At 69.7% G+C, this 20,054-nt stretch carries 18 protein-coding genes; 9 read left to right on the forward strand and 9 right to left on the reverse strand.

Annotation, left to right across the window (positions count from 1 at the left end):
• The first annotated feature begins 117 nt into the window (after positions 1 to 117).
• From OG841_RS32060 to OG841_RS32095, 8 genes are all read left to right on the forward strand, one after another.
• Positions 118 to 3,429 (forward strand): AfsR/SARP family transcriptional regulator, encoded by a 3,312-nt coding sequence (locus OG841_RS32060; RefSeq protein WP_328638203.1) that lies wholly within the window; start codon positions 118 to 120, stop codon positions 3,427 to 3,429.
• A gap of 80 nt (positions 3,430 to 3,509) precedes the next feature.
• Positions 3,510 to 3,719, forward strand: coding sequence for a hypothetical protein (locus tag OG841_RS32065; protein WP_328638202.1), 210 nt, complete (start codon positions 3,510 to 3,512; stop codon positions 3,717 to 3,719).
• A 109-nt stretch (positions 3,720 to 3,828) separates the two neighbouring features.
• Positions 3,829 to 4,173 (forward strand): DUF1330 domain-containing protein, encoded by a 345-nt coding sequence (locus OG841_RS32070; protein WP_328638201.1) that lies wholly within the window; start codon positions 3,829 to 3,831, stop codon positions 4,171 to 4,173.
• Between the two features lie 77 nt (positions 4,174 to 4,250).
• Positions 4,251 to 4,730, forward strand: a complete 480-nt coding sequence (locus tag OG841_RS32075) for a hypothetical protein (RefSeq protein WP_328638200.1) — start codon at positions 4,251 to 4,253, stop codon at positions 4,728 to 4,730.
• A 246-nt stretch (positions 4,731 to 4,976) separates the two neighbouring features.
• Complete coding sequence (locus OG841_RS32080; RefSeq protein ID WP_328638199.1) at positions 4,977 to 5,672, forward strand: WXG100-like domain-containing protein; 696 nt, start codon at positions 4,977 to 4,979, stop codon at positions 5,670 to 5,672.
• Positions 5,669 to 6,478 carry a hypothetical protein gene (locus tag OG841_RS32085; protein ID WP_328638198.1) on the forward strand — a complete coding sequence of 270 codons (810 nt, stop codon included), beginning with the start codon at positions 5,669 to 5,671 and terminating at the stop codon, positions 6,476 to 6,478. Before OG841_RS32080 ends, OG841_RS32085 begins: the two co-directional genes overlap by 4 nt.
• Positions 6,471 to 7,025, forward strand: a complete 555-nt coding sequence (locus tag OG841_RS32090; protein WP_328638197.1) for a hypothetical protein — start codon at positions 6,471 to 6,473, stop codon at positions 7,023 to 7,025. Before OG841_RS32085 ends, OG841_RS32090 begins: the two co-directional genes overlap by 8 nt.
• Positions 7,026 to 7,052: 27 nt before the next feature.
• On the forward strand, positions 7,053 to 7,583 hold the full coding sequence (locus tag OG841_RS32095; protein WP_371567532.1) for an SUKH-4 family immunity protein: 531 nt from the start codon (positions 7,053 to 7,055) through the stop codon (positions 7,581 to 7,583).
• Positions 7,584 to 7,595: 12 nt separating this feature from the next.
• On the opposite strand, the gene OG841_RS32100 is transcribed toward OG841_RS32095, so the two are convergent.
• Complete coding sequence (locus OG841_RS32100) at positions 7,596 to 8,393, reverse strand: alpha/beta fold hydrolase (RefSeq protein ID WP_328638195.1); 798 nt, start codon at positions 8,391 to 8,393, stop codon at positions 7,596 to 7,598.
• Between the two features lie 229 nt (positions 8,394 to 8,622).
• Here OG841_RS32100 and OG841_RS32105 point away from each other — a divergent pair, with 229 nt between their 5' ends.
• Positions 8,623 to 9,579, forward strand: coding sequence for an arabinan endo-1,5-alpha-L-arabinosidase (locus OG841_RS32105; RefSeq protein ID WP_328638194.1), 957 nt, complete (start codon positions 8,623 to 8,625; stop codon positions 9,577 to 9,579).
• A 13-nt stretch (positions 9,580 to 9,592) separates the two neighbouring features.
• On the opposite strand, the gene OG841_RS32110 is transcribed toward OG841_RS32105, so the two are convergent.
• The 8 genes from OG841_RS32110 to OG841_RS32145 all read right to left on the reverse strand — a co-directional run bounded on the left by OG841_RS32110 (position 9,593) and on the right by OG841_RS32145 (position 19,915).
• On the reverse strand, positions 9,593 to 11,290 hold the full coding sequence (locus tag OG841_RS32110; protein ID WP_328638193.1) for a pyridoxal phosphate-dependent aminotransferase: 1,698 nt from the start codon (positions 11,288 to 11,290) through the stop codon (positions 9,593 to 9,595).
• Between the two features lie 175 nt (positions 11,291 to 11,465).
• Positions 11,466 to 12,674, reverse strand: coding sequence for an aldose epimerase family protein (locus OG841_RS32115; RefSeq protein WP_371567535.1), 1,209 nt, complete (start codon positions 12,672 to 12,674; stop codon positions 11,466 to 11,468).
• Positions 12,580 to 13,824: a multiple monosaccharide ABC transporter permease gene (gene mmsB, locus OG841_RS32120; protein WP_328638192.1), complete on the reverse strand. Its 1,245-nt coding sequence runs from the start codon at positions 13,822 to 13,824 to the stop codon at positions 12,580 to 12,582. Before mmsB ends, OG841_RS32115 begins: the two co-directional genes overlap by 95 nt.
• Positions 13,821 to 15,371, reverse strand: coding sequence for a multiple monosaccharide ABC transporter ATP-binding protein (mmsA, locus tag OG841_RS32125; protein ID WP_371567538.1), 1,551 nt, complete (start codon positions 15,369 to 15,371; stop codon positions 13,821 to 13,823). The genes mmsB and mmsA overlap by 4 nt, the downstream gene beginning before the upstream one ends.
• Before the next feature lie 41 nt (positions 15,372 to 15,412).
• Positions 15,413 to 16,519 (reverse strand): multiple monosaccharide ABC transporter substrate-binding protein, encoded by a 1,107-nt coding sequence (chvE, locus tag OG841_RS32130; protein WP_057616007.1) that lies wholly within the window; start codon positions 16,517 to 16,519, stop codon positions 15,413 to 15,415.
• A gap of 144 nt (positions 16,520 to 16,663) precedes the next feature.
• Positions 16,664 to 17,632 (reverse strand): hypothetical protein, encoded by a 969-nt coding sequence (locus tag OG841_RS32135; RefSeq protein ID WP_328638190.1) that lies wholly within the window; start codon positions 17,630 to 17,632, stop codon positions 16,664 to 16,666.
• A 121-nt stretch (positions 17,633 to 17,753) separates the two neighbouring features.
• Positions 17,754 to 18,758 (reverse strand): zinc-dependent alcohol dehydrogenase, encoded by a 1,005-nt coding sequence (locus OG841_RS32140; protein WP_328638189.1) that lies wholly within the window; start codon positions 18,756 to 18,758, stop codon positions 17,754 to 17,756.
• Positions 18,755 to 19,915 (reverse strand): mandelate racemase/muconate lactonizing enzyme family protein, encoded by a 1,161-nt coding sequence (locus OG841_RS32145; protein WP_266522820.1) that lies wholly within the window; start codon positions 19,913 to 19,915, stop codon positions 18,755 to 18,757. Before OG841_RS32145 ends, OG841_RS32140 begins: the two co-directional genes overlap by 4 nt.
• Positions 19,916 to 20,054 lie beyond the last annotated feature (139 nt).

Raw genomic sequence — 20,054 nt, forward strand, 5'->3', positions numbered from 1 at the left:
CTGGTCTCGACGTGGCTGTGGGGCCGCCTGCTCCTCCGCTCCCGGATTGTGCGGGTTGTGCGATGGCTGTCCCCCAGCAGGGCGGGGGGTGCTGCAATGCTGGTGAGTTTGCCGGTGATGCACGCGACGGGAGGCACGGCCGTGGACGGGGGATCTCCTGACCTGCTCCGATTCGAGGTGCTCGGGCCGTTACGGGCGTGGCGCGGCCCGGTGCGGCTGGAGCTGGGGCCGGTCAAACGACAGGCGGTACTGGCGGCACTGCTGCTGAGCGAAGGCGCCGTGATCAGTCATGAGCGGCTGCTCGACGCGGTATGGGGCACGCAGCCACCCGCCGGCGGTCCCAAGGTGCTGCCCACGCACGTCAACTCCTTGCGCAGGGCGCTCGATCCGAAAGGAGCACCCCCCGCGGAGTCGGTGATCCGCAGCGGCAAGGGCTGGTACCGCTTCGCCGTCGAGGGCGTCCGGCTCGACACGGCGGAGCTGGCGGAGCGCAGCCGCGCCGCGCTGCGCACCGGCGCGGCCGGAGACCTGACCACCGCGGCGGAACAACTGGCGTCCGCACTCGGGCTGTTCCGCGGCGAACCCCTGGCCAACCTGCCGGGACCGTTCGCGCGGGCGGAGCGCGAGCGGCTCACGGAGCGCCGCCGGACCCTGCGGCTGGAGCGGCTCAAGTGCCTCGTCCAGCTGGGCCGCTTCGGCGACGCCCTCGACGAGCTCGGCGGCCCGTCCGCGTTCTCGGTGGCCGACCGCTACGACGAGTCGCTGACGGCCCTGCGCATCAGAGCGCTGTACGGCAGCGGACGCCAGGCGGAGGCGCTCACCGCCTATGAGGAGCTGCGGATACGCCTGCGCGACGAGCTCGGCGCCGACCCCGGTGAGGAACTGCGCCGACTGCATGGGGCGTTGCTGCGCCAGGACGACGCGTTCCTGCTCCCTGCGCCCCCGCCGACCCCCGCGCCCCGAGAGGGCAAGGTTCCCGCCGAACTGCCGCACGACGCCGCGGGTTTCGCGGGCCGCACCGGCGAACTGGCCCTGCTCCACGCCCTGCTGCCGCCCGAACAGGGCCGCCGGGACCCGGCGAACACCGTCGTCATCTCCGCGATCGGCGGCGCAGCCGGCATCGGTAAGACCGCGCTCGCCGTGCACTGGGCCCACCAGGTCCGCGACCGTTTCCCGGATGGCCAGCTCTATGTCAATCTGCACGGCTTCGACCACGACCGCCGCCCCCTCGAACCACGCGAGGCCCTCGAACTGCTGCTGAGCGGCCTGGGCCTCAGGGCCTCGGAGATTCCCCCGGACCAGGAGTCTCAGGCCCGTGTCCTGCGCACCCTGCTGTCCGGCCGTCGCGTCCTTGTCCTCCTGGACAACGCGGCCTCCGCCGATCAGGTACGACCGCTGCTCCCCGCCACCCCCACCTGCTGTGTCCTCGTCACCAGCCGCAACCGCCTCGGCGACCTCGTCGCCCGTGACGGTGCCCATGCCCTGGCCCTCGACCTCCTCCAGCCGGACGCGGCCCGCGCCCTGCTCAGCCGGACCCTCGGCGCGCACCGCGTCGACCACGACCAGCACGCGGTCGGCGAACTGATCCGCCTCTGCGGCAGCCTCCCCCTGGCCCTGCGCGTGGCCGCCGCGAGGCTGGCGGGCGACCCCGCGCTGCGCACGGCCGACCTCGTCGCCGAGATGACCGAGGGCAGCCGACTGGACGCGCTGGAGACGGACGGCGACGCAGGCTCTCCGCTGCGTACGGCCTTCTCGGTGTCGTACGGCGCCCTGACGCCGGACGCGCGACGGCTGTTCCGGTTGCTCGGCCTGTTCCCCGGAGCGGACTTCACCGCGGAGGCCGCCGCGGCCTTCCTCGACGCACCGCTGTCCCGGGCCCGCCGCCTGCTCGGCACGCTGGCCGCGGCGCATCTGGTCGAACCCGTGACGGCGGGCAGGTACCGGTTCCACGACCTGGTTCGCGAGTACGCCGGGGAGCGCGCACTGGCCGAGGAGACGACGCCGGAGCGTGAGGCCGCGCTGGAGCGGCTCCTGCTCTGGTATCTGCACGCCGCTCGTGCCACCGCGGGAACCGGACTCTTCCCGGAGCTGCCCAGCAGCCTCAGGGCCGGCGAGTACCCGGGCGTGCCCTCGGACGAGCCCGGACGATGGCTGGACGCGGAACGGGCGAATCTCCTCGCCGTCATCGACCACGCCGGCCGTCACGGCCCTCGCCCCGTCGCCTGGTACCTGACGTCCACCCTGTTCAGCCAGTTCTGGATCCATGTGTCCCGGAAGACCTGGCTGACCACCGTGAAGACGGTACTGGAGGCGGCCGAAGCCGAAGGTGACCTGTTCGGCCAGTCCGCCACGCATTGCAGCCTCTCCGCGGCCCGATGGGATCGGGGGCACGTCCGCCAGGCGATGGAGCACGCCACCCGCGCCCTGGACATCAGCCGGGAACTCGGCTGGACGGCCGGCGAGGCGTCGGCCCTCGGCCTGAGGGCCTTCGCGAAATGGAGCATGGCGCGCCTCGACAGCGCGTACGACGACCTGACCACCGGGTTGCGCCTCTTCAGCGCGGTCGGCAACCCCCACTTCGAAGGGTTCGGGCTGGTCGGCCTCGGTATGGCCTGCCGAGATCTGGGCCGGTTGCGCGAGGCCGCCGATCACCTCGAGCGTGCCCTCGGCCTCGACGCGGAACGCAGCCGGTGGGACAACGGCCCGGCCGTGCAGGTGCTGGGCGGGGTGTATTGGGAACTCGGCCGCCTCGCCGAGGGGCTCGACCTTCTCGGACCGGGGGTGACCTCCGACGAGAGGGGCGGTTATCGGGACGGCCGCGCGATGATGCTCGCCGCCGCGGCGAAGATCTACCTCGAACTCGGCCGCCACCAGGAGGGGTTGGCGTTGGCCGAGCGAGCGCTGGCGATGGACAGGGACACCAAGCGGTACTGGATCCAGCCCGGCATCCTCAACACGGTCGCCGCCGCCCACCGGAAACTGGGGCCTCCGGACGAGGCCCTCCGGGCCGACCGGCAGGCTCTCGCCCTGGCCCGTGAGGCGGGCTTCAGCCGCGCCGAGGCCGACACTCTCGTCAGCCTCGCCCTCACCCACCAGCTGCTGGGCCGCCTCGACGAGGCGCGCGCCCACGCCGAGGAGGCCCTGCGGCTGGCCCGTGCCCACTCCTTCCGTGTGGTGGAGGGCCAGGCCCTGACCGCCCTGTCCGAGACGGCCGAGTCCGGGCAGGACCGCGCCACCGCCGTCGCACTCGCCGAGCAGGCCCTGACCGTCCACCGGGAAACCGGTCACCGCCTCGGCGAGGCCCGCACCCTCGTGGCACTCGCCGGCCTCCACCGGAGCACCGACACGACCCGTGCCGAACTGCTGGGCCAACAGGCCCTCGCCGTCTTCGCGGACGTCGGAGTACCCGAGGACGTCACCCGTCTCTGAGTTCCATCCCGGCCGGTTTCGCCGGCTCGACCAAGTCGTCGAAGAGGGCGGCCACCGGGTCCACGGGCGGATTCAGTGCCGTGAGTACGGGGCGGAGTTCCTTCCAGTCCGCGACCGGGAGGGTGCCGAGACAGTCCTGCGCCGAGGCCGCGTCTCCCTCGCAGGACGCCCTGAACCTGCTGGCCAGCTGGGCCGCGACCGACGACGACATCGAGCGGTCCGCCCCGGACGACGACTCGGAGCCGGCCGACCCGGCCGACCCGGCCGACCCGGCCGAGACACCCGACTGAACGACTCGGTGGCTTCCCTGACCGGCTTACCTCCCGGGTAATCGACCCCGGTTCGCCCCGCGTGCCAGGCTCGTCGGCGTACGGAGCCCTACCGACCGGGGAGGACACCATGACCGCCTACGCCATCGCCCACCTGCGGGAAGCTCCGCCGCATCCGGAGATCGCCGAGTACATCGAGCGCATCCCGGCCACCTTCGAGCCGTACGGCGGACGCTTCCTCGTGCATGGCGCGGGGCACGAGGTGAAGGAAGGCGGCTGGCCGGGACATGTCGTGGTCATCGGCTTCCCGGGGATCGCCGAGGCGCGGGCCTGGTGGGACTCCGCGGCGTATCAGGAGATCGCCCCGCTGCGTTCGCGGCACATCGAGGGCGACATCATCCTCGTCGAGGGCGTTCCCGACGGTTACGAGCCCGCGGTCACCGCCAAGGCGATGCGGGACGCGCTCGCTTCCTGAGGACGTGCTCCCGACTCCCGTGTCCCATGCGACTGTTGGATACTGGGGCGACTGGCGTACGGAAGGGGGAGGTTCGCGTGCCGGACGGACGTGAGGTGGACCAGGCGGCGTTGCTGGATGTCGCCAAGGACGAGGACCGGGCACGCAGCCTGCTCCGCGCGCTGCGCACCCTGGGCACCGGGCCCGATCCGAAACTGCGGGAGATGGCGCGCGGGGTGCTGCGCGGTGACCTCACCGCCGAACAGGCCTTCACCGACCCGGAGTACACCGCCGCCCTGTTCTCCGGCGCCGACAAGGTCCGTCGCGCGGGGGAGCGGCGTTCCGACGCCGAGGCCCGCGAGGCCCGCGAGGCCGGCGAGCGTTTCGGGGAGTGGCAGCAGGCGCGTCGCACCGAGGAGGAGCGCGAGGATCAGGGCACGGCACAGCCCGACACGGCGCCCGGTACGGATCCGGGGCAGCAGCCCGCCGGCCCCTGGCGGCACTCCGGCCCGGGCGGGGTGGGCGGCCCGGGCGCCCTGGGCGGCCCCCGCCCGGCAGGCCCGTTCGGCCACCGCTGAACACCGTGCCTGCCCTGAGCCCCGTGCCTCCGCCGCCGAATTCCAGCCGCCGAACGCGAGACTGCCTCCCGTCGCGCCGACACGAACCCTTCTCATCCCGCCCCACCGGGGAGCCCCCCGCCCCACCGACAAACACCCCCACCCCACTCCCTCCCGCACCCCCGGCAAATCCCGCCTCTCGTAGTAAAGTTCGGCCGTCGTACGCGTGACCTGAAATGGTCCTGCCAAGACAAAGGGGGAACGAACATGGGGGTCGTGCTGCCCGACGAGGCGGCCTGGGTGCTGGACCTCATCGGCGTCGAGTGGCCCAACGTCGACGAGGACGACTACCGGGACATGGCCGACGGCCTGCGGTCCTTCGCCTCGCAGATGCGGGAGGGCAAGGACGCCACGGCGAGCGTCGTCCGGGAGTTCCTGGAAGGGAACGAGGGCATCGCGACCGCGGCCTTCCAGCAGCACTGGGGCAAGGTCAGCGACGTACACCTGGAACGGCTCGGCGAAGCGGCCGACCTCGGGGCGATGGCCCTGGACGGCGCCGCCGTGGCCGTGGCCGGAGCCAAGGTCGCCGCCATCGTCCAACTGGGCATCCTCGCCGCCGAGATCATCGCCGCCCAGGCCGCCGCGCCGTTCACCCTCGGGCTCTCCGAAGTCGGCGCGCTCGGTGCCACCCAGGCCACCCGCCTCATCGTGCGGCGGCTGCTGAAGGAGGCCGAGCAACTGCTCGTCGAGGAGCTCATGTCCGTCGCGATGGGCCCGGTCTACTCCGCGCTCGGCACCATGGCCACCGACCTCGTCCTCCAGCTCGGCGCCAACGCCGTGGGACTGCAGGACGGTTACAGCCCGGGCAAGACCCTGCACGCGGGCAGCGAGGGCTTCTCCGAGGGGCTGGACGCCGCCACGGGGACCACGGGGACGTTCACCTCGAAGGGAGGCGCCGCGTGAGCGACACCGTACGCAGCGACCAGGACCTCCACGAGAGGCTCGCCGACCGGATCACCTCCCAGGCCGACGAGCACGAGTCCGGAGCCCGCCCCCACCTGCGCCGCAGCCGTGCCGGGCTGAACCGGACGCGCGGCAAGGGCGCCCTGGCGGCGGCCGTCGAGACCGGGGCCGAGAAGATCCTCAAGGCCATCGAGGAGGCCGAGGACCAGCTCCACAAGCACCTCCAGGACGTGTCCAAGGGTGTGCGGGCGATGGGGGACAACCACGCGCGCAACGACAAGAACATCGAGACGATGCTGCAGAGCATCGTCAAGCGCTCCCGCGACCAGGACACCGTCCGCGACGGCGGCGGCATCGGCAAGGACCGGCCGGACACGACGAAGGACCCGCACACCGTCACGCTGGAGTGGAAGCCCGGCATGCCCAAGCAGGCCTTCGAGCGCAAGGCACGGGCTCTGCAGCGGCTCGGCGAGGAGGGGAACCTCTTCAAGTTCAAGGGCAAGACCGAGGACTACCGTGACAAGGAGATCACCAAGCAGTACAAGGGTGCGCTGGAAGCGCTGATCCGCAGGAACCACAAGGACGACCCCGACTTCGCCGAAGAGGCCGCGGTGGCCGCCCGTAAAATGCAACCCGACCACGTCAACGAGCTCCAGACAGGTGGTCCGGACGCGTGGCGTAACCTGCGGATGCTCGACCGGACGACGAACTTCGACATCGGCACGCAGCAGATACGTCCGCAGATCAGGGATCTTCCGGACGGCAATCCGATCAACATCGACATCAAGTGGTGGCCAGATGACTAACGCGAGCCCGGCGTCGGCCCGTCTGATCGCGACGGTGGACGCTCTGCGGGCGGCACTGGCGGAGAGCCCGGACGTGCTGTCGTTCACGCTCGGCGGGACGATCGACGAGGAGACGGCCGCCGCCGCGGAGGCCGACGGGGTGCCGCGGGAGTTCCTGGACTTCTGCCGCGTGCTGGACGGCGCGAGCTGCGGGCCGTCCGTGCAGCTCTTCGGCCTGGAGGAGGCCGAGGAGCACCAGTTCTACTGCGAGCCCGTCGTCGACTCCCCGCTGCCGCTCTCCCCGGAGAAGCTCTACTGCGTCGGGATGATCCAGGAGGCCCCGGTCTACCTCGACCGCGCGGGCGGCGGTGTCCTCGGCGCCCCGGAAGCTGGCCCCGACTGGGTCGACGCGGAGCGCTTCGACGAGCTCGCGCCCGGCGTCGAGACGTTCTTCCTGGAGCGGCTGGCCACTCCCGCCGGGTACAAGCGGCTCGCGCTGGTCGACGACGAACTGGTGGAGTACGACGACTGGCTGAAACTGTTGCGACGGGCCGGTCTCACCGGCTGAGGCAGGACGAAGGGAAGCAGAGAACGCATGGCCACCCATGACGAGATGACGGAGCTGTTCGGCGCGGACCGCGTGGTCACGCTGGACCGTGCCGTCGCCGAGGAGCGCGGACTGTCCGAGGCCGACGCCGAGGTGCTGTGCGAGGTCGGTGTGCCCGTCTTCGTCGACGTGCTGTTCACCCTCGACACCGCCGAGGAGGGCCCCGATCCCTTCACCGTGGTGCCGGTGGCCGCGGGCGGCGACGAGACACACATCCTCGTGCTCGGCGGCCCCACCGACGACCCCGCGATGCGGTACTGCCTCGACATGGACCGCGGTTACGTCATCCTCATGTCCTTCGACGCCGAGCCGCGCGCCGAGATCGTGAACCGGACCCTCGCCGACCTCGTCGAGTTCCTGTACCGCTTCGCGCTGCGCACCAAGCACCTGGAACAGGCAGCGCCGCAGGACCGCGCCCCGTACACCGACAAGCTCGTCGACTACCTCAAGGCCCGCGACCCGTACGCGTTCGCACAGCCGGACAGCTGGTGGTCGATGGTCTTCGAGCAGGTCGGCTGAGTCCTACGGCGCTCATGCCCCGGAGTCCCAGAACTCCCGCAGCGCGGCGTTGACGGCGGCGGGCCGCTGGGTGTGCGGGTAGTACCCGGGCACCCGTACGAGGCGAGCCCCGAGGGAGTCCGTGAGGGACTCGGCGACGGCGATCAGCGGGAGACCCACGTGCTCGCGGTACGCCGTCGGCGCGTCCTCCCAGGTCCCGCAGATCATCAGAACCGGCACGGCGGCGCCCGGGATCGCCGCCCACGGGATCCGCGCCTCCCAGATCGGCCGCTCCCGCATCGACGTGGCGGCGGCCCGCAACCGACGTGGCGTGGGCTCCGGCATCGGCAGCCCGATGCCCTCCGTGGACGCACGCAGAAACCGCTCCGGCGTGACGTCGTCCTCCGGGACGCCCGGAGCACCGCCGCGTACGCGGTCCAGGAGGTCCGCGACGACGGGACGGTCCGCGGCCGCGGTGAACGCGGAGGGCTGGATCAACGCGAGGGAACGGACGAGATCGGGCCGCCGCGCGGCGGCGAGAAGAGCCGCGACACCACCGTTCCCGTGCCCCACTAGGTGCGCGCCACCGCCCAGCACCTCCAGGACGTCCCCGGCATCGACCTCGAAGTCACCGCGCGCGGTGTCCGGACTGTCGCCGTAACCCCGGCGGTCCATCAGCAGCAGCCGCCTGTCGTCGGCGAGGGGCCGCTGCCCGGCGAACCCGTACACGGCGTCGCTGCCCCAGGTGAGGATGTTGTGGACGAAGACGGCAGGGGCCCTCTCCCCGGCTCCCTCCCGGTCGTCCCACACGGTCACGTGTACGGCCGTCATGAACCCCCCTCACAGGTTTCGCCAAGGAACACTTCAGGTACGGCGTGGAGTCTGCCGTGCATGCACGGACACCGACCACGCACCTGGAGCACGACCACTGAGGTGTGCGCGGACCATTGACGCGCAAGGGGTTCGATTCTACGGTCCCGTCCGAAGCTCTGATCGGCGATCGGCATGTCGAACACCCTCGCTCGCATCCCCCCACTCGCATCCCCCAAGGAGCGTCAGCGTGCGCCGCACCTCACTTCTGGCCGTTCCCGTCGCCTTCCTGCTGGCCCTGATCCCGGGCACGGCATCCGCCTACCCCAACCCCGGGACCGTCACCGGCGCCACCACCATCCACGACCCCACGATGATCCGCACGTCGGCGGGCCGTTATCTGCTGTACGGCACCGGCGGCGGCCTCGGCTACCGCACCTCCACCGACCGGATCGCGTTCACCGCCGGCAGCGACGCCTTCACCACCAAGCCGGGCTGGTGGTCGTCGTACGCCACCGAGGCCTGGGCGCCGGACATCTCCTACCAGGGCGGCAAGTACCTGATGTACTACGCCGTCTCGACCTTCGGCTCCAACAAGTCCGCCATCGGCCTCGCCACTTCGAGCACCGGCCTGGCCGGCTCCTGGACCGACCAGGGGACCGTCTACACCTCCACGACCGCCAGCGACTACAACGCCATCGACCCGAACCTGTTCGTCGACGGCGACGGCAAGTGGTGGCTGTCCTTCGGCAGTTGGTGGACGGGCCTGAAGATGATCCAGATCAACCCGGCCACCGGCAAGCAGCTCTCCACCAACACGACCCGGTACGCGATCGCCTCCCGGCCCACCGGGACCAAGGCCGTCGAGGCGCCGTACGTCGTCAAGCGAAACGGCTACTACTACCTCTTCGCGTCCTACGACACCTGCTGCGCCGGCACCAGTTCGACCTACAAGGTCAAGGTGGGCCGCGCCACCAGTGTCACCGGGCCGTACGTCGACAAGAACGGCGTCTCGATGACGAACAACGGCGGCACCCCGGTCCTGGAGTCGCACGGCCGGTACATCGGCCCCGGCGGCCAGTCGATCATGAGCGACACCGACGGCGACCTGATCGTCTACCACTACTACGACGGCAACGACAACGGCACACCCAAGCTCGGCATCAACCTGCTGAACTGGAGCAGCGGATGGCCCGTCGCCTACTGACCGCGGACACCGCTCAGCCGGCCTGCCCCATCCCCGCCGCGTTCGGCCAGCTCTGAGCGTTGGGCCAGCCGGTGGCAGGCGCCTGGGACAGCTCCTGCGGAGCCCCGGGCGCCGGCGCGGTCATGCCCCGCACCTGCGCGGCCGTAAGCCCGCCACGGGCCGGCACTCCCACCGGAGTCGGCCCGCTGGGCGGCGCAAAGGGCGCCGGAGCCGCAGGAGCCGGCGGAGGCGTCGGCATCGGGGCAGGGGCGGGCATCGGAGCCGGCGCCGGCATCTGGGCCGGCATCGGCATCCCCGCCCCCATGGAAGCTGCCGGTCCCATGGAAGCTGCCGCACCCATGGAAGCTGCCGCACCCATGGAAACTGCCGGTCCCATGGAAGCCGCCGCACCCATGGGCGCCGCCGCGGCCACCGCCATCGGCTGGGCGACCGGCATCGGCATGCCGACGCCTCCGCCCATCCCCCCACCGCCGACGGCCATCGCGGCCAGGTCCTGCATGCCCGCCCCGTTGGTCTGGCCGACCAGCCGGTCCACTGCCGCCGTACCCGAGCTGTAGCTGGTCCCTTGAGCGAGCTCGGGCACGGCGGCTCCCCTCCTGGTCCCGTAGAGCACCTGTTCCAGGCCGGACACCAGGCGACGCACGTCCACCTGGGGGCGCACCACGAGGCGCAGGAAGCGGCTTGAAGAGCCGATCTTGTTGCCGCACTCGCGGACGAGGATCCGGTGCTCGGTGAGCATCCGGTCCCGGACCACGGTGCCTTCGGCGCCCACGGGCAGGCGCACGAAGAGGAAGTTCCCCTGGGAGGGGTAGACGGTCAGGCCGGGCAGTGCGGCGAGCTGGCTCGCCATGTCGAGACGGTCCCGGCGAACCTGATGGAGGCTCTGCGCGTACTCGGCGCCGTGCTCCTTGAGCATGAACACCACGTACTCGGCGAAGGCGTTGAGGTTCCACTTCGGCAGCATCGAGCGGACCCGGCCCGCGAGGGCGGGGTTGGCGACCATGTAGCCGAAGCGGATGCCGTGCAGGCCGAAGTTCTTGCCGAGGCTGCGCAGGACGATGACGTTCGGCCGGATCATCGCCTCCTGGACCACCGAGGGCTCCTGCTCGGCGTCCGCGAACTCCAGGAACGACTCGTCGATGACGATCAGGTCCAGGTCGGCCATGGCGTCCATGAACTGCACGAGCGCGTGCTTGTGGAGGAAGCCGCCGTCGGGGTTGTTCGGGTTGCAGATGACCGCGACCCGCGTGCCCCGGGTGCGTATGAACTCGGCGTACTGCGCGAGGTCCAGGGCGAATCCACTGGACTCCTGGAGCGGGAACATGTCGACCCGCTTGCCGGTCTCCATCGGCTGGTCGGTCCAGCGGCCGAAGGTGGGGACGGGGATGGCGAGGGACTCGCGGACCAGCAGGTGATCGATCCAGGTGATCAGTTCGGTCGAGCCGTTGCCCATCGCCACGGCCTGTGGCGGGAGTTGGAGCAGGTTGCACAGCTCGGCGGTGATCGTGTCGGCGCTGCTGGGGTAGTACGTGATGATGTCCTTCAGCCGCGAGGCCATGGTGTCCATCATCGCCGGAGTGGGAAAATAGGGATTGCAGGGGATACAGAAGTCCACCGGCCCCGTCCCGTCGCCGCCCTCACGCGCCAGCGCCGCCATGGACGGGCTGTGCGCAGCCGTGCTGCGGAACAACGAGGTGACGTTGTCGGCCATCGAACCTCCGTATGGGGCGGACCCGGCGGGGACGACCGGGTCCGTCGTCATTGGGTGGCCCGCGCGGGGGAGCACGGGCCGCCCTTACATACGGACGCCTGCGTGGCGCTGTTCAACAGGTGTGAAAGAAGTGTGAGTTCGGGAACCCCGGGCCCGAACTCGTCATCTCACCAGGTCAGACGCCGAACGAGTGAATCGTCGTCGTCTTATACGTCTGCCCCGGCCGCAGCGTTGTCGAGGGGAACGACGGGTGGTTCGGCGCGTCCGGGAAGTGCTGCGTCTCCAGGCACAGCGCGTCGCCCTGGCGGTAGGTGTGGCCGCCGGTGCCGGTGAGGGTGCCGTCGAGGAAGTTGCCGGAGTAGAACTGCAGTCCCGGCTCGACGGTGGAGATCTTCAGCGTGCGGCCCGACGACGGGTCGCGCAGGGTCGCCACGTGCTCGGGCTTGGCCGTGATGCCCTTGTCGAGCACCCAGTTGTGGTCGTAGCCCTTGGCGAGGACCTGCTGCTCGTGGCCGGCCCGGATGTCCCGGCCGATGTGCTTGCCCTTGCGGAAGTCGAAGGGCGTGCCCGCGACCTCCGCCAGCTCACCGGTGGGGATCAGACCCGAGTCGGTGGGCGTGTAGCGGGAGGCGGCGATCCTCAGCTCGTGGTCCTCGATGGTGCCGGTGCCCTCGCCGCCGAGGTTCCAGTACACGTGGCTGGTGAGGTTGACGACGGTGGCCTTGTCGGTGGTGGCCTCGTAGTCGATCCGCCACTCGCCGTGCCGGGTGAGGGTGTACGTCACCTTCACCTCGAGGGTGCCCGGGTAGCCCATCTCGCCGTCGGCGGACGTGCAGTACAGGTGCAGTCCGACGTCCGAGCCCTCGGTGAACGGCTCGACGTCCCACACCCGCTTGTCGAAGCCCTGGGTGCCGCCGTGCAGGCTGTTGTCCCCGTCGTTGACGGAGAGCTGGTGGCTCTTGCCGTCCAGGGTGAACCGGCCCTGGGCGATGCGGTTGCCGTACCGGCCGATCAGCGCGCCGAAGTACGGGCTGGAGGCGACGTAGTCCTCGACGCGGTCGAAGCCGAGGCAGACGTTCGCGTACCGGCCGTCCCGGTCGGGGACCTCCAGGGACTGCACGATCCCGCCGTAGGACAGGACCTTCAGCCGTGTGCCGCCGTTCTCCAGCGACCACCGGTCGACCTCGGTCCCGTCGGCGAGCCTGCCGAAGAGCGTCTTCACCGGTCTTTCCTCTCCTCCCATGGGAAGGGCCCCGCCTTGCGGCGGGGCCCGATCCGGTCGGTCCGGTCTACGAACCGACCCTGCGCTTGTTCCACACGTCGAAACCGACCGCCGCCAGCAGGGCCAGGCCCTTGATGACCTGCTGCCAGTCGGTGCCGACACTGAGGAGGTTCATGCCGTTGTTCAGCACACCGAGGACGAGACCGCCGATGATCGCGCCGAGGACGGTTCCCACACCGCCGCTCATGGACGCGCCACCGATGAACGACGAGGCGATCGCCTCGAGTTCGAAGTTCAGGCCCGCCTTCGGTGAGGCCGCGTTCAGGCGGGCTGCGACCACCAGACCCGCCAGGGCCGCGAGCACGCCCATGTTCAGGAAGACAAGGAAGGTGACCTTCTTGTCCTTGACGCCGGACAGCTTCGCGGCCGGCAGGTTGCCGCCGATCGCGTAGATGTGCCGGCCGAAGACCGCGTTGCGCATGACGTAGCCGTAGCCGACCACCAGCACACCGAGGACGAGCAGGATGATCGGCGCGCCCTGGTAGCTGGCGAGCAGCATCGTCACCGCGAGGACCGCGGCGGCGATCGCGACGAGCTTGAGCAGGAAGGCGTTCCTGGGCAGCACGTCCAGCGCGAACTCCTGCTGGCGCTTGCGGTCGCGGACCTCCTGGTAGACCACGAAGGCCAGCAGCGCGAAGCCGAGCAGCAGGGTGAGGTTGTGGTAGTTGGTGTTCGGGCCCACCTCGGGCAGGAAGCCGTTGCCGAGCTTCTGCAGACCGTTCGGGAACGGGCCGAGGGTCTGGCCCTCCAGCAGGATCTCCGTCAGACCGCGGAAGAGCAGCATGCCCGCCAGGGTGACGATGAACGACGGTATGCCGAGATACGCGATCAGATAGCCCTGGACCGAGCCCGCGACCGCGCCCACCACCAGGGTCAGCACCAGCGCGACCGGCCAGGCCACGTCGTGCTGCACGGTCAGCACGGCCGCGAAGGCGCCCACGAACGCGGTCAGTGAACCGACCGACAGGTCGATGTGCCCCGCGATGATCACCAGCATCATGCCGATCGCGAGGATCAGGATGTAGCTGTTCTGGAGCACCAGGTTGGAGACGTTGCGCGGCAGCAGCAGGTCGCCGTCGGTCCACACCGCGAACAGCGCGACGATCAGGCCGAGCGCGATCAGCATGCCGTACTGCCGCATGTTGCGGCGCAGCCCGTTCAGCATCAGCTGGAGCAGGCCCTCGCCGGAGGACGACCCCCCGCTCTTGCCCGGCGGCGCCGCGGCCGGAACCTTCGTCACATCGGTGCTCATCGCGTTACCTCTTTGTCCTTCGTCATCTGGCGCATCAGCACTTCCTGCGTGGCCTCGGCCCGCGGAACCTCACCCGTGAGCCGTCCGGCGGCCATGGTGTAGATGCGGTCGCACATGCCGAGCAGCTCCGGCAGCTCGGAGGAGATGAAGACGACCGCCTTGCCCTCGGCCGCCAGCTGGTCGATGACCGTGTAGATCTCGTACTTGGCGCCCACGTCGATGCCGCGCGTGGGCTCGTCCAGGATCAGCACCTCGGGACCCGCGAAGATCCACTTGCTGAGGACGACCTTCTGCTGGTTGCCGCCGGACAGCCTGCCCACCGTCTCGAAGACGGTCGGCGCCTTGATGTTCATCGACTTGCGGAAGCGCTCGGCGACCTTCCGCTCCTCGTGCTCGTCGACCACACCGCGCTTGGCGACCTTGTCCAGGGCGGTCAGCGAGATGTTCCGGTTGATGTTGTCGATGAGGTTGAGGCCGTAGTGCTTGCGGTCCTCGGTGACGTACGCGATGCCGTGCCGGACCGCCTCAGCGACGGTCTTCGTACGGATCTCTTCGCCGTCCTTGAAGACCTTGCCGCTCGCGTGCCGGCCGTAGGTGCGCCCGAACACGCTCATCGCGAGCTCGGTGCGCCCCGCGCCCATCAGGCCCGCGATGCCGACGATCTCGCCGCGGCGCACATGGATCGACACGTCGTCGACCACCTTGCGCTGCTGGTCGATCGGGTGGTGGACGGTCCAGTCGCGGATCTCCAGCGCCGGGGCCGCGTCCACCTCGCCCTCGTACGGGGTGCGCTCGGGGAAGCGGTGGTCGAGGTCGCGGCCCACCATGCCCGAGATGATCCGGTCCTCGGTGGTCTCCGGGGCCTTCACGTCCAGGGTCTCGATCGACTTCCCGTCGCGGAGGATCGTCACCGAGTCGGCGACCTTGCGGATCTCGTTGAGCTTGTGGGAGATGATGATCGAGGTGATGCCCTGCTTCTTCAACTCCAGGATGAGATCCAGGAGTTTGCCGCTGTCCTCGTCGTTCAGAGCCGCGGTCGGCTCGTCGAGGATGAGCAGCTTCACCTTCTTCGAGAGTGCCTTGGCGATCTCCACCAGCTGCTGCTTGCCCACACCGATGTCGGTGATCCGGGTCTCCGGGTGGTCGCTCAGACCCACCCGGCGCAGCAGCTCGGTGGCGTGCTTCAGCGTGTCGTTCCAGTTGATGAACCCGCCGGAGGCGTGTTCGTTTCCGAGGAAGATGTTCTCCGCGATCGACAGGAACGGCACCAGGGCCAGTTCCTGGTGGATGATCACGATGCCGTGCTGCTCGCTCGCCCGGATGTCCTTGAACTGGACGACCTCTCCCTCGAAGAGGATGTCGCCCTCGTACGTGCCGTGCGGATGGACGCCGGAGAGCACCTTCATCAAGGTGGACTTCCCGGCGCCGTTCTCACCGCAGATGGCATGGACCTCGCCTTGACGGACGGTCAGTGTGACGTCCGACAGCGCTTTGACGCCGGGAAAGGTCTTGACGATCGAGCGCATTTCCAGGACGGGTCCCGCCATGGTCGTGCCTTTCAATCAGAGGAATGTGCCGACGGGGCTGACTAGTTGAGCTCGCTGGCCTTGTAGTAGCCGGTGTCGACCAGTTCCTTCGTGTAGTTGCTCTTGTCGACGCTGACCGGCTGCAGCAGGTAGGCGGGGACGACCTTGGAGCCGTTGTCGTACGTCTTGGTGTCGTTGACCTCGGGCTTCTTGCCGTTGAGGACGTCGTCCACCATGGTCGAGGCAACCTCGGCGAGCTTGCGGGTGTCCTTGTAGACGGTCTGCGTCTGCTGACCCGCGATGATCGACTTCACCGAGGCGAGCTCGGCGTCCTGGCCGGTGATGACCGGGAGCGGCTTGCTGGCGGAGCCGTAGCCGTCCGACTTCAGGGCGGCGAGGATGCCGATGGAGATGCCGTCGTACGGCGACAGGACCGCGTCGACCTTGCCGCTGCCGTACGTCGAGGTGAGGATGTCCTCCATGCGCTTCTGTGCGGTGGCGCCGTCCCAGCGCAGTGTGGTGACCTGGTTGATCTTGGTCTGGCCGGACTTGACGACGAGCTTCTTGCTGTCGATGTACGGCTGCAGCACGCTCATCGCGCCGCCGAAGAAGTACTTGGTGTTGTTGTCGTCGTTGGAGCCGGCGAACAGCTCGATGTTGAAGGGGCCCTTGCCGCTCTTCAGACCCAGCTTGTCGACGATGTAACTGGCCTGCAGCTCACCGACCTTGGTGTTGTCGAACGACGCGTAGTAGTCGACGTTCGGCGTGCCGAGGATCAGACGGTCGTAGGCGATGACCGGGATCTTGGCGTCCTTGGCCTGCTGGAGCACGTTGTTCAGCGACTTGTTGTCGATGGCCGCGACGATCAGGCCCTTGACCCCCTGCGTGATCAGGTTCTCGATCTGCGAGACCTGCTGGTCGGGGTCGTCCTCGCCGTAGACCAGCTTGGTCTTGTAGCCCTTGGACTGGAGGTTCTTGACGACGTTGTTGCCGTCGGCGATCCAGCGCTCGGAGGACTTGGTCGGCATCGCGATGCCGATCGTGCCGCCCTTGGCGCTGCCCGTGCTCTCCTCGCTGCCGCCCTTGCTGTCCTGGCCGCAGGCGGTGAGGGTGAGGGCGAGAGAGGCGGCGCCGGCTATGGCGGTGAGTGCGGCTCGACGAGTACGCATGATCATCATCCTTGATGTCGGGAGGCCGGATGTCCGGCGGTACGGGTGCCTGGGGGCGGTGCGGGGGAGCGGCCGGGAGAGGCTGGGTTGTGTCGGAGTCTGTTCGACTGCGTCGGCTTTTGTGAAGGGGCGTTGTCCGGAACGTTATGCAGGCGTTTCGAACCGCTTCAGCGCGCCCGGCAGCCGAGAGCCGAGCGGCGCCATGTCGCCGTCCGCCCCATGCCGTGCGAGCAGGTCCAGGGCGAGCCGTCCGCGCCGCACTCTCTCCTTGGCGGTGGACAGCGTGAGATCGCGCATGTGGTGCCCGTACGGGTAGATCCCGGGGGCCTTCGACAGGCCGAACTTCAGATAGAGCGGTGCGCCGCGCCGGATCAGCTCGGCGACCTCGTACATCCGCACATAGCCGCCGAGATCGTCGGGGGCCTCGATGTACATGTCCATCGGGGCGGCCGACACCCGCCGGATCTCGGTGAGGTGATCGAGCGTCAGATCGCTGGGCACGTTGATCGAGTCGCCGCCGAGGTTCTCGTACACGGCGTACGCGGTCGGGTTCACCGGCCCGATCAGCGCCGACACCTTCAGCGTCGTGTCGGCCGGGATGATCCCGGCGGACCGCGCCCGGTGCAGCGTCCACAGCACACCCTCGTCGGCGACGAGCAGGCACTTCACACCGAGCTCGGTGGCGCGTACGGCGTCCTCGACGCATCCGGCGACCGCGTCGTGGCCCCGGGCGCGCAACCCGGCCCCCCGGGAGTCGGTGCGGGTGGAGCCGCCGATGTCCCAGGTGCCGCGGGGGCCGGTAAACAGGCAGAGTTCGATGTCCCGCTCGGAGGTCGCCTCCACCATCTCGGTGATCTCGGCGTCGGTGAGCATCCAGACGCCCGAGCCCTGGCTGATCCGGTGGATCGGCACATCGAGCCGCGAGGACTCCTTGAGGACCACGCCGAGGGCCTCGGGGCCCTCTACGGAGGGCACCTCGGTGCGCCAGCGTCCGCCACCGGGGAAGGTGTGCGGGGACGCGTCGGAGGGGTCGGGGGCGGGCGCGTTCAGGCCCAGCGCGGCGAGTGCTTGCTCGCCGGGTCGTCGGGCCGCGCTGGCGGTGGTCTCGGTCACAAGCTGTCCTTCGTGTTCGGTATTTCGGACGACATTCGCGGCTCTGGGTGCGCAAGGCTCTGGATGTACGCCGGTACGAAGTCGTCAGCTACCCCGTACCGGCGTACGGCTCAGCGGTGTGTCATGGCCGGAGGAGGACCTTCCCGACCTTCGGGTCGCCGGACCCCACCAACTCGATGGCCTGGGGGAACTGGTCCAGCGCCAACTCGTGTGTGACGAGCGGCAGCGGATCGAGCAGCCCGGCCCCGAAGACCCGCACCGTGTGCGCCCAGGCGTCCGGCGGCGCCCCGAACACGGTGTGCACCTCCAGCTGCCGTACGACGAGATCGGTGGGGTCGAGTCCGTCGGCGCCCGCGGCCGGGATGCCGGTGAGGACGAGCCGGCCACCGCGTCTGAGCAGCGCGGCGGCGGTGTTGGCGGCGGACGCCGATCCGGCGGTCTCGATGACGACATCGAAGTCGTCCGGCAGCTCCTGGTCCCGGGTGCGGAAGTCGGTGGCGCCGAAGGTCCTCGAGAGTTCCGCACGGTCCGGGCGGGTGCCCACCACCAGCAGCTCCGACGGCGACCCCGCCTTCAGGAACTGGACGGCGAACATCCCGAGCGTCCCCGTACCCACGACGGCGACCCGCTCGCCGGGCCGCGCGTTCGCCTTGAGAGCGGCGGCGGCGATGCAGGCGGCGGGTTCCAGGAGCGCGGCCGCCGTCAGGTCGGCGTCGTCCGGGAGGGCGTGCAGCAGCCGGGCCGGCAGGGTGAGCGTGGCGGCCATGGCGCCGGGCTGGGTGAAGCCCGTCTCCTCGTAGCCGGCCGTGCACAGCGTGGTCTCGCCCGCGTGGCAACGGTCGCAGACCTGGCAGTTCCGGAAGCCCTCGCCCACCACCTTGCGGCTGACGAGCGACGCCGGAACCCCGGAGCCCACCGCCTCGACCGTGCCGGACCACTCGTGGCCGGGCGTGAGGGGGTAGCGAACGTACCCCTCGGGCCGGTTGCCCTGGTACACCTCGCGGTCGCTGCCGCAGATGCCGACGGCGTGGACGCGGACCAGCGCCTCGCCGGCGGCGGGCTCACGAGGGGTGTGCTCGACGAGCTGGTGCTCGCCGGGCGCCTCGATGACGACCGCGGTGCTCACTGCGCGGGGCTCTTCGGCTTGCGCTGCTCCCAGCCGTCGGCCCACAGGTCGAACCGGGCCTGCTGCTGCGGGAACTCGGCGGCGGCGTCGACGTCCAGCTCGACACCGAGGCCGGGGGCGTCGGACAGGTGGAAGTAGCCGTCCACGACCTGCGGGGCGCCCTTGACGACCTTCTTGATCTCCGCGTCGGCGAAGTCGTTGAAGTGCTCCAGGATCTTGAAGTTCGGCGAGGTGAAGCCGACCTGGAGGGAGGCGGCGGTCAGGACCGGCCCGCCCACGTTGTGGGGCGCCACCAGCATGTAGTGGGTCTCGGCGGTCGCGGCCAGCTTCCGGGTCTCCCAGATGCCGCCGATGTGGCCGACGTCGGGCTGGATGATGTCCACGGCCTGGCTCTCGAAGAGCTCGCGGAACTCGATGCGGTCGTGGATCCGCTCACCCGTGGCGACCGGCATGTCCACCTTGGCGGCGACCTTCTCCAGCGCCTTCAGGTTCTCCGGCGGCACCGGCTCCTCGAGCCAGGCGGGCTTGAAGGGCGCGAGGTCCTTGGCCAGGCGGACGGCCGTGGCGGGTGAGAAACGGCCGTGCATCTCCAGCATCAGCTCGGCGTCCGGCCCGATGGCGTCACGGACGGCCTCGATGAGCGAGACGGCGTACAGGCTCTGCTCGTGGTCGAGCTCGAAGTGCCCGGTGCCGAAGGGGTCGATCTTGAGCGCCTTGTAGCCGCGCTCCATGACCCCCTGGGCGGCCTTGTGGTAGGCCTCCGGGGTCCGCTCGGTGGTGTACCAGCCGTTGGCGTACGCCTTGACCTTGTCGGTGACCTTGCCGCCGAGCAGCTGCCAGACGGGCACACCCAGGGCCTTGCCCTTGATGTCCCAGCAGGCCATCTCGATCACGGCGATGCCGGACATCACGATCTCGCCGGCCCGGCCGTAGTCGCCGTACTTCATACGCTTGACGAGGTCCTCGACAGCGAACGGGTCCGACCCGAGAATGTGGTTGGTCTTCGCCTCGTGCAGATAGCCGAGCAGGGCGTCGGTGTGGCCCAGCATGCGGGTCTCGCCGACTCCGGTGAGTCCCTCGTCGGTGTGCACCTGGACGTAGGTCAGGTTCCGCCACGGCGTCCCGACCACGTGCGTGCTGATTCCCGTGATGCGCACGTCAGCTACTCCCTACACTCTCAGCTTGTTCGAAATTTCGGCTCACGTTCGAAATGCTGGCACGACCGTAAGGACGACGTGGTCGGAGTGTCAATGGGTCGGGTGGTCGAACGCGTAACGGTTTCGATGTGGCGCCCAC

Origin of the sequence: Streptomyces canus, from assembly GCF_041435015.1 — a bacterium.
Classification (GTDB): Bacteria; Actinomycetota; Actinomycetes; order Streptomycetales; family Streptomycetaceae; genus Streptomyces; species Streptomyces canus_G.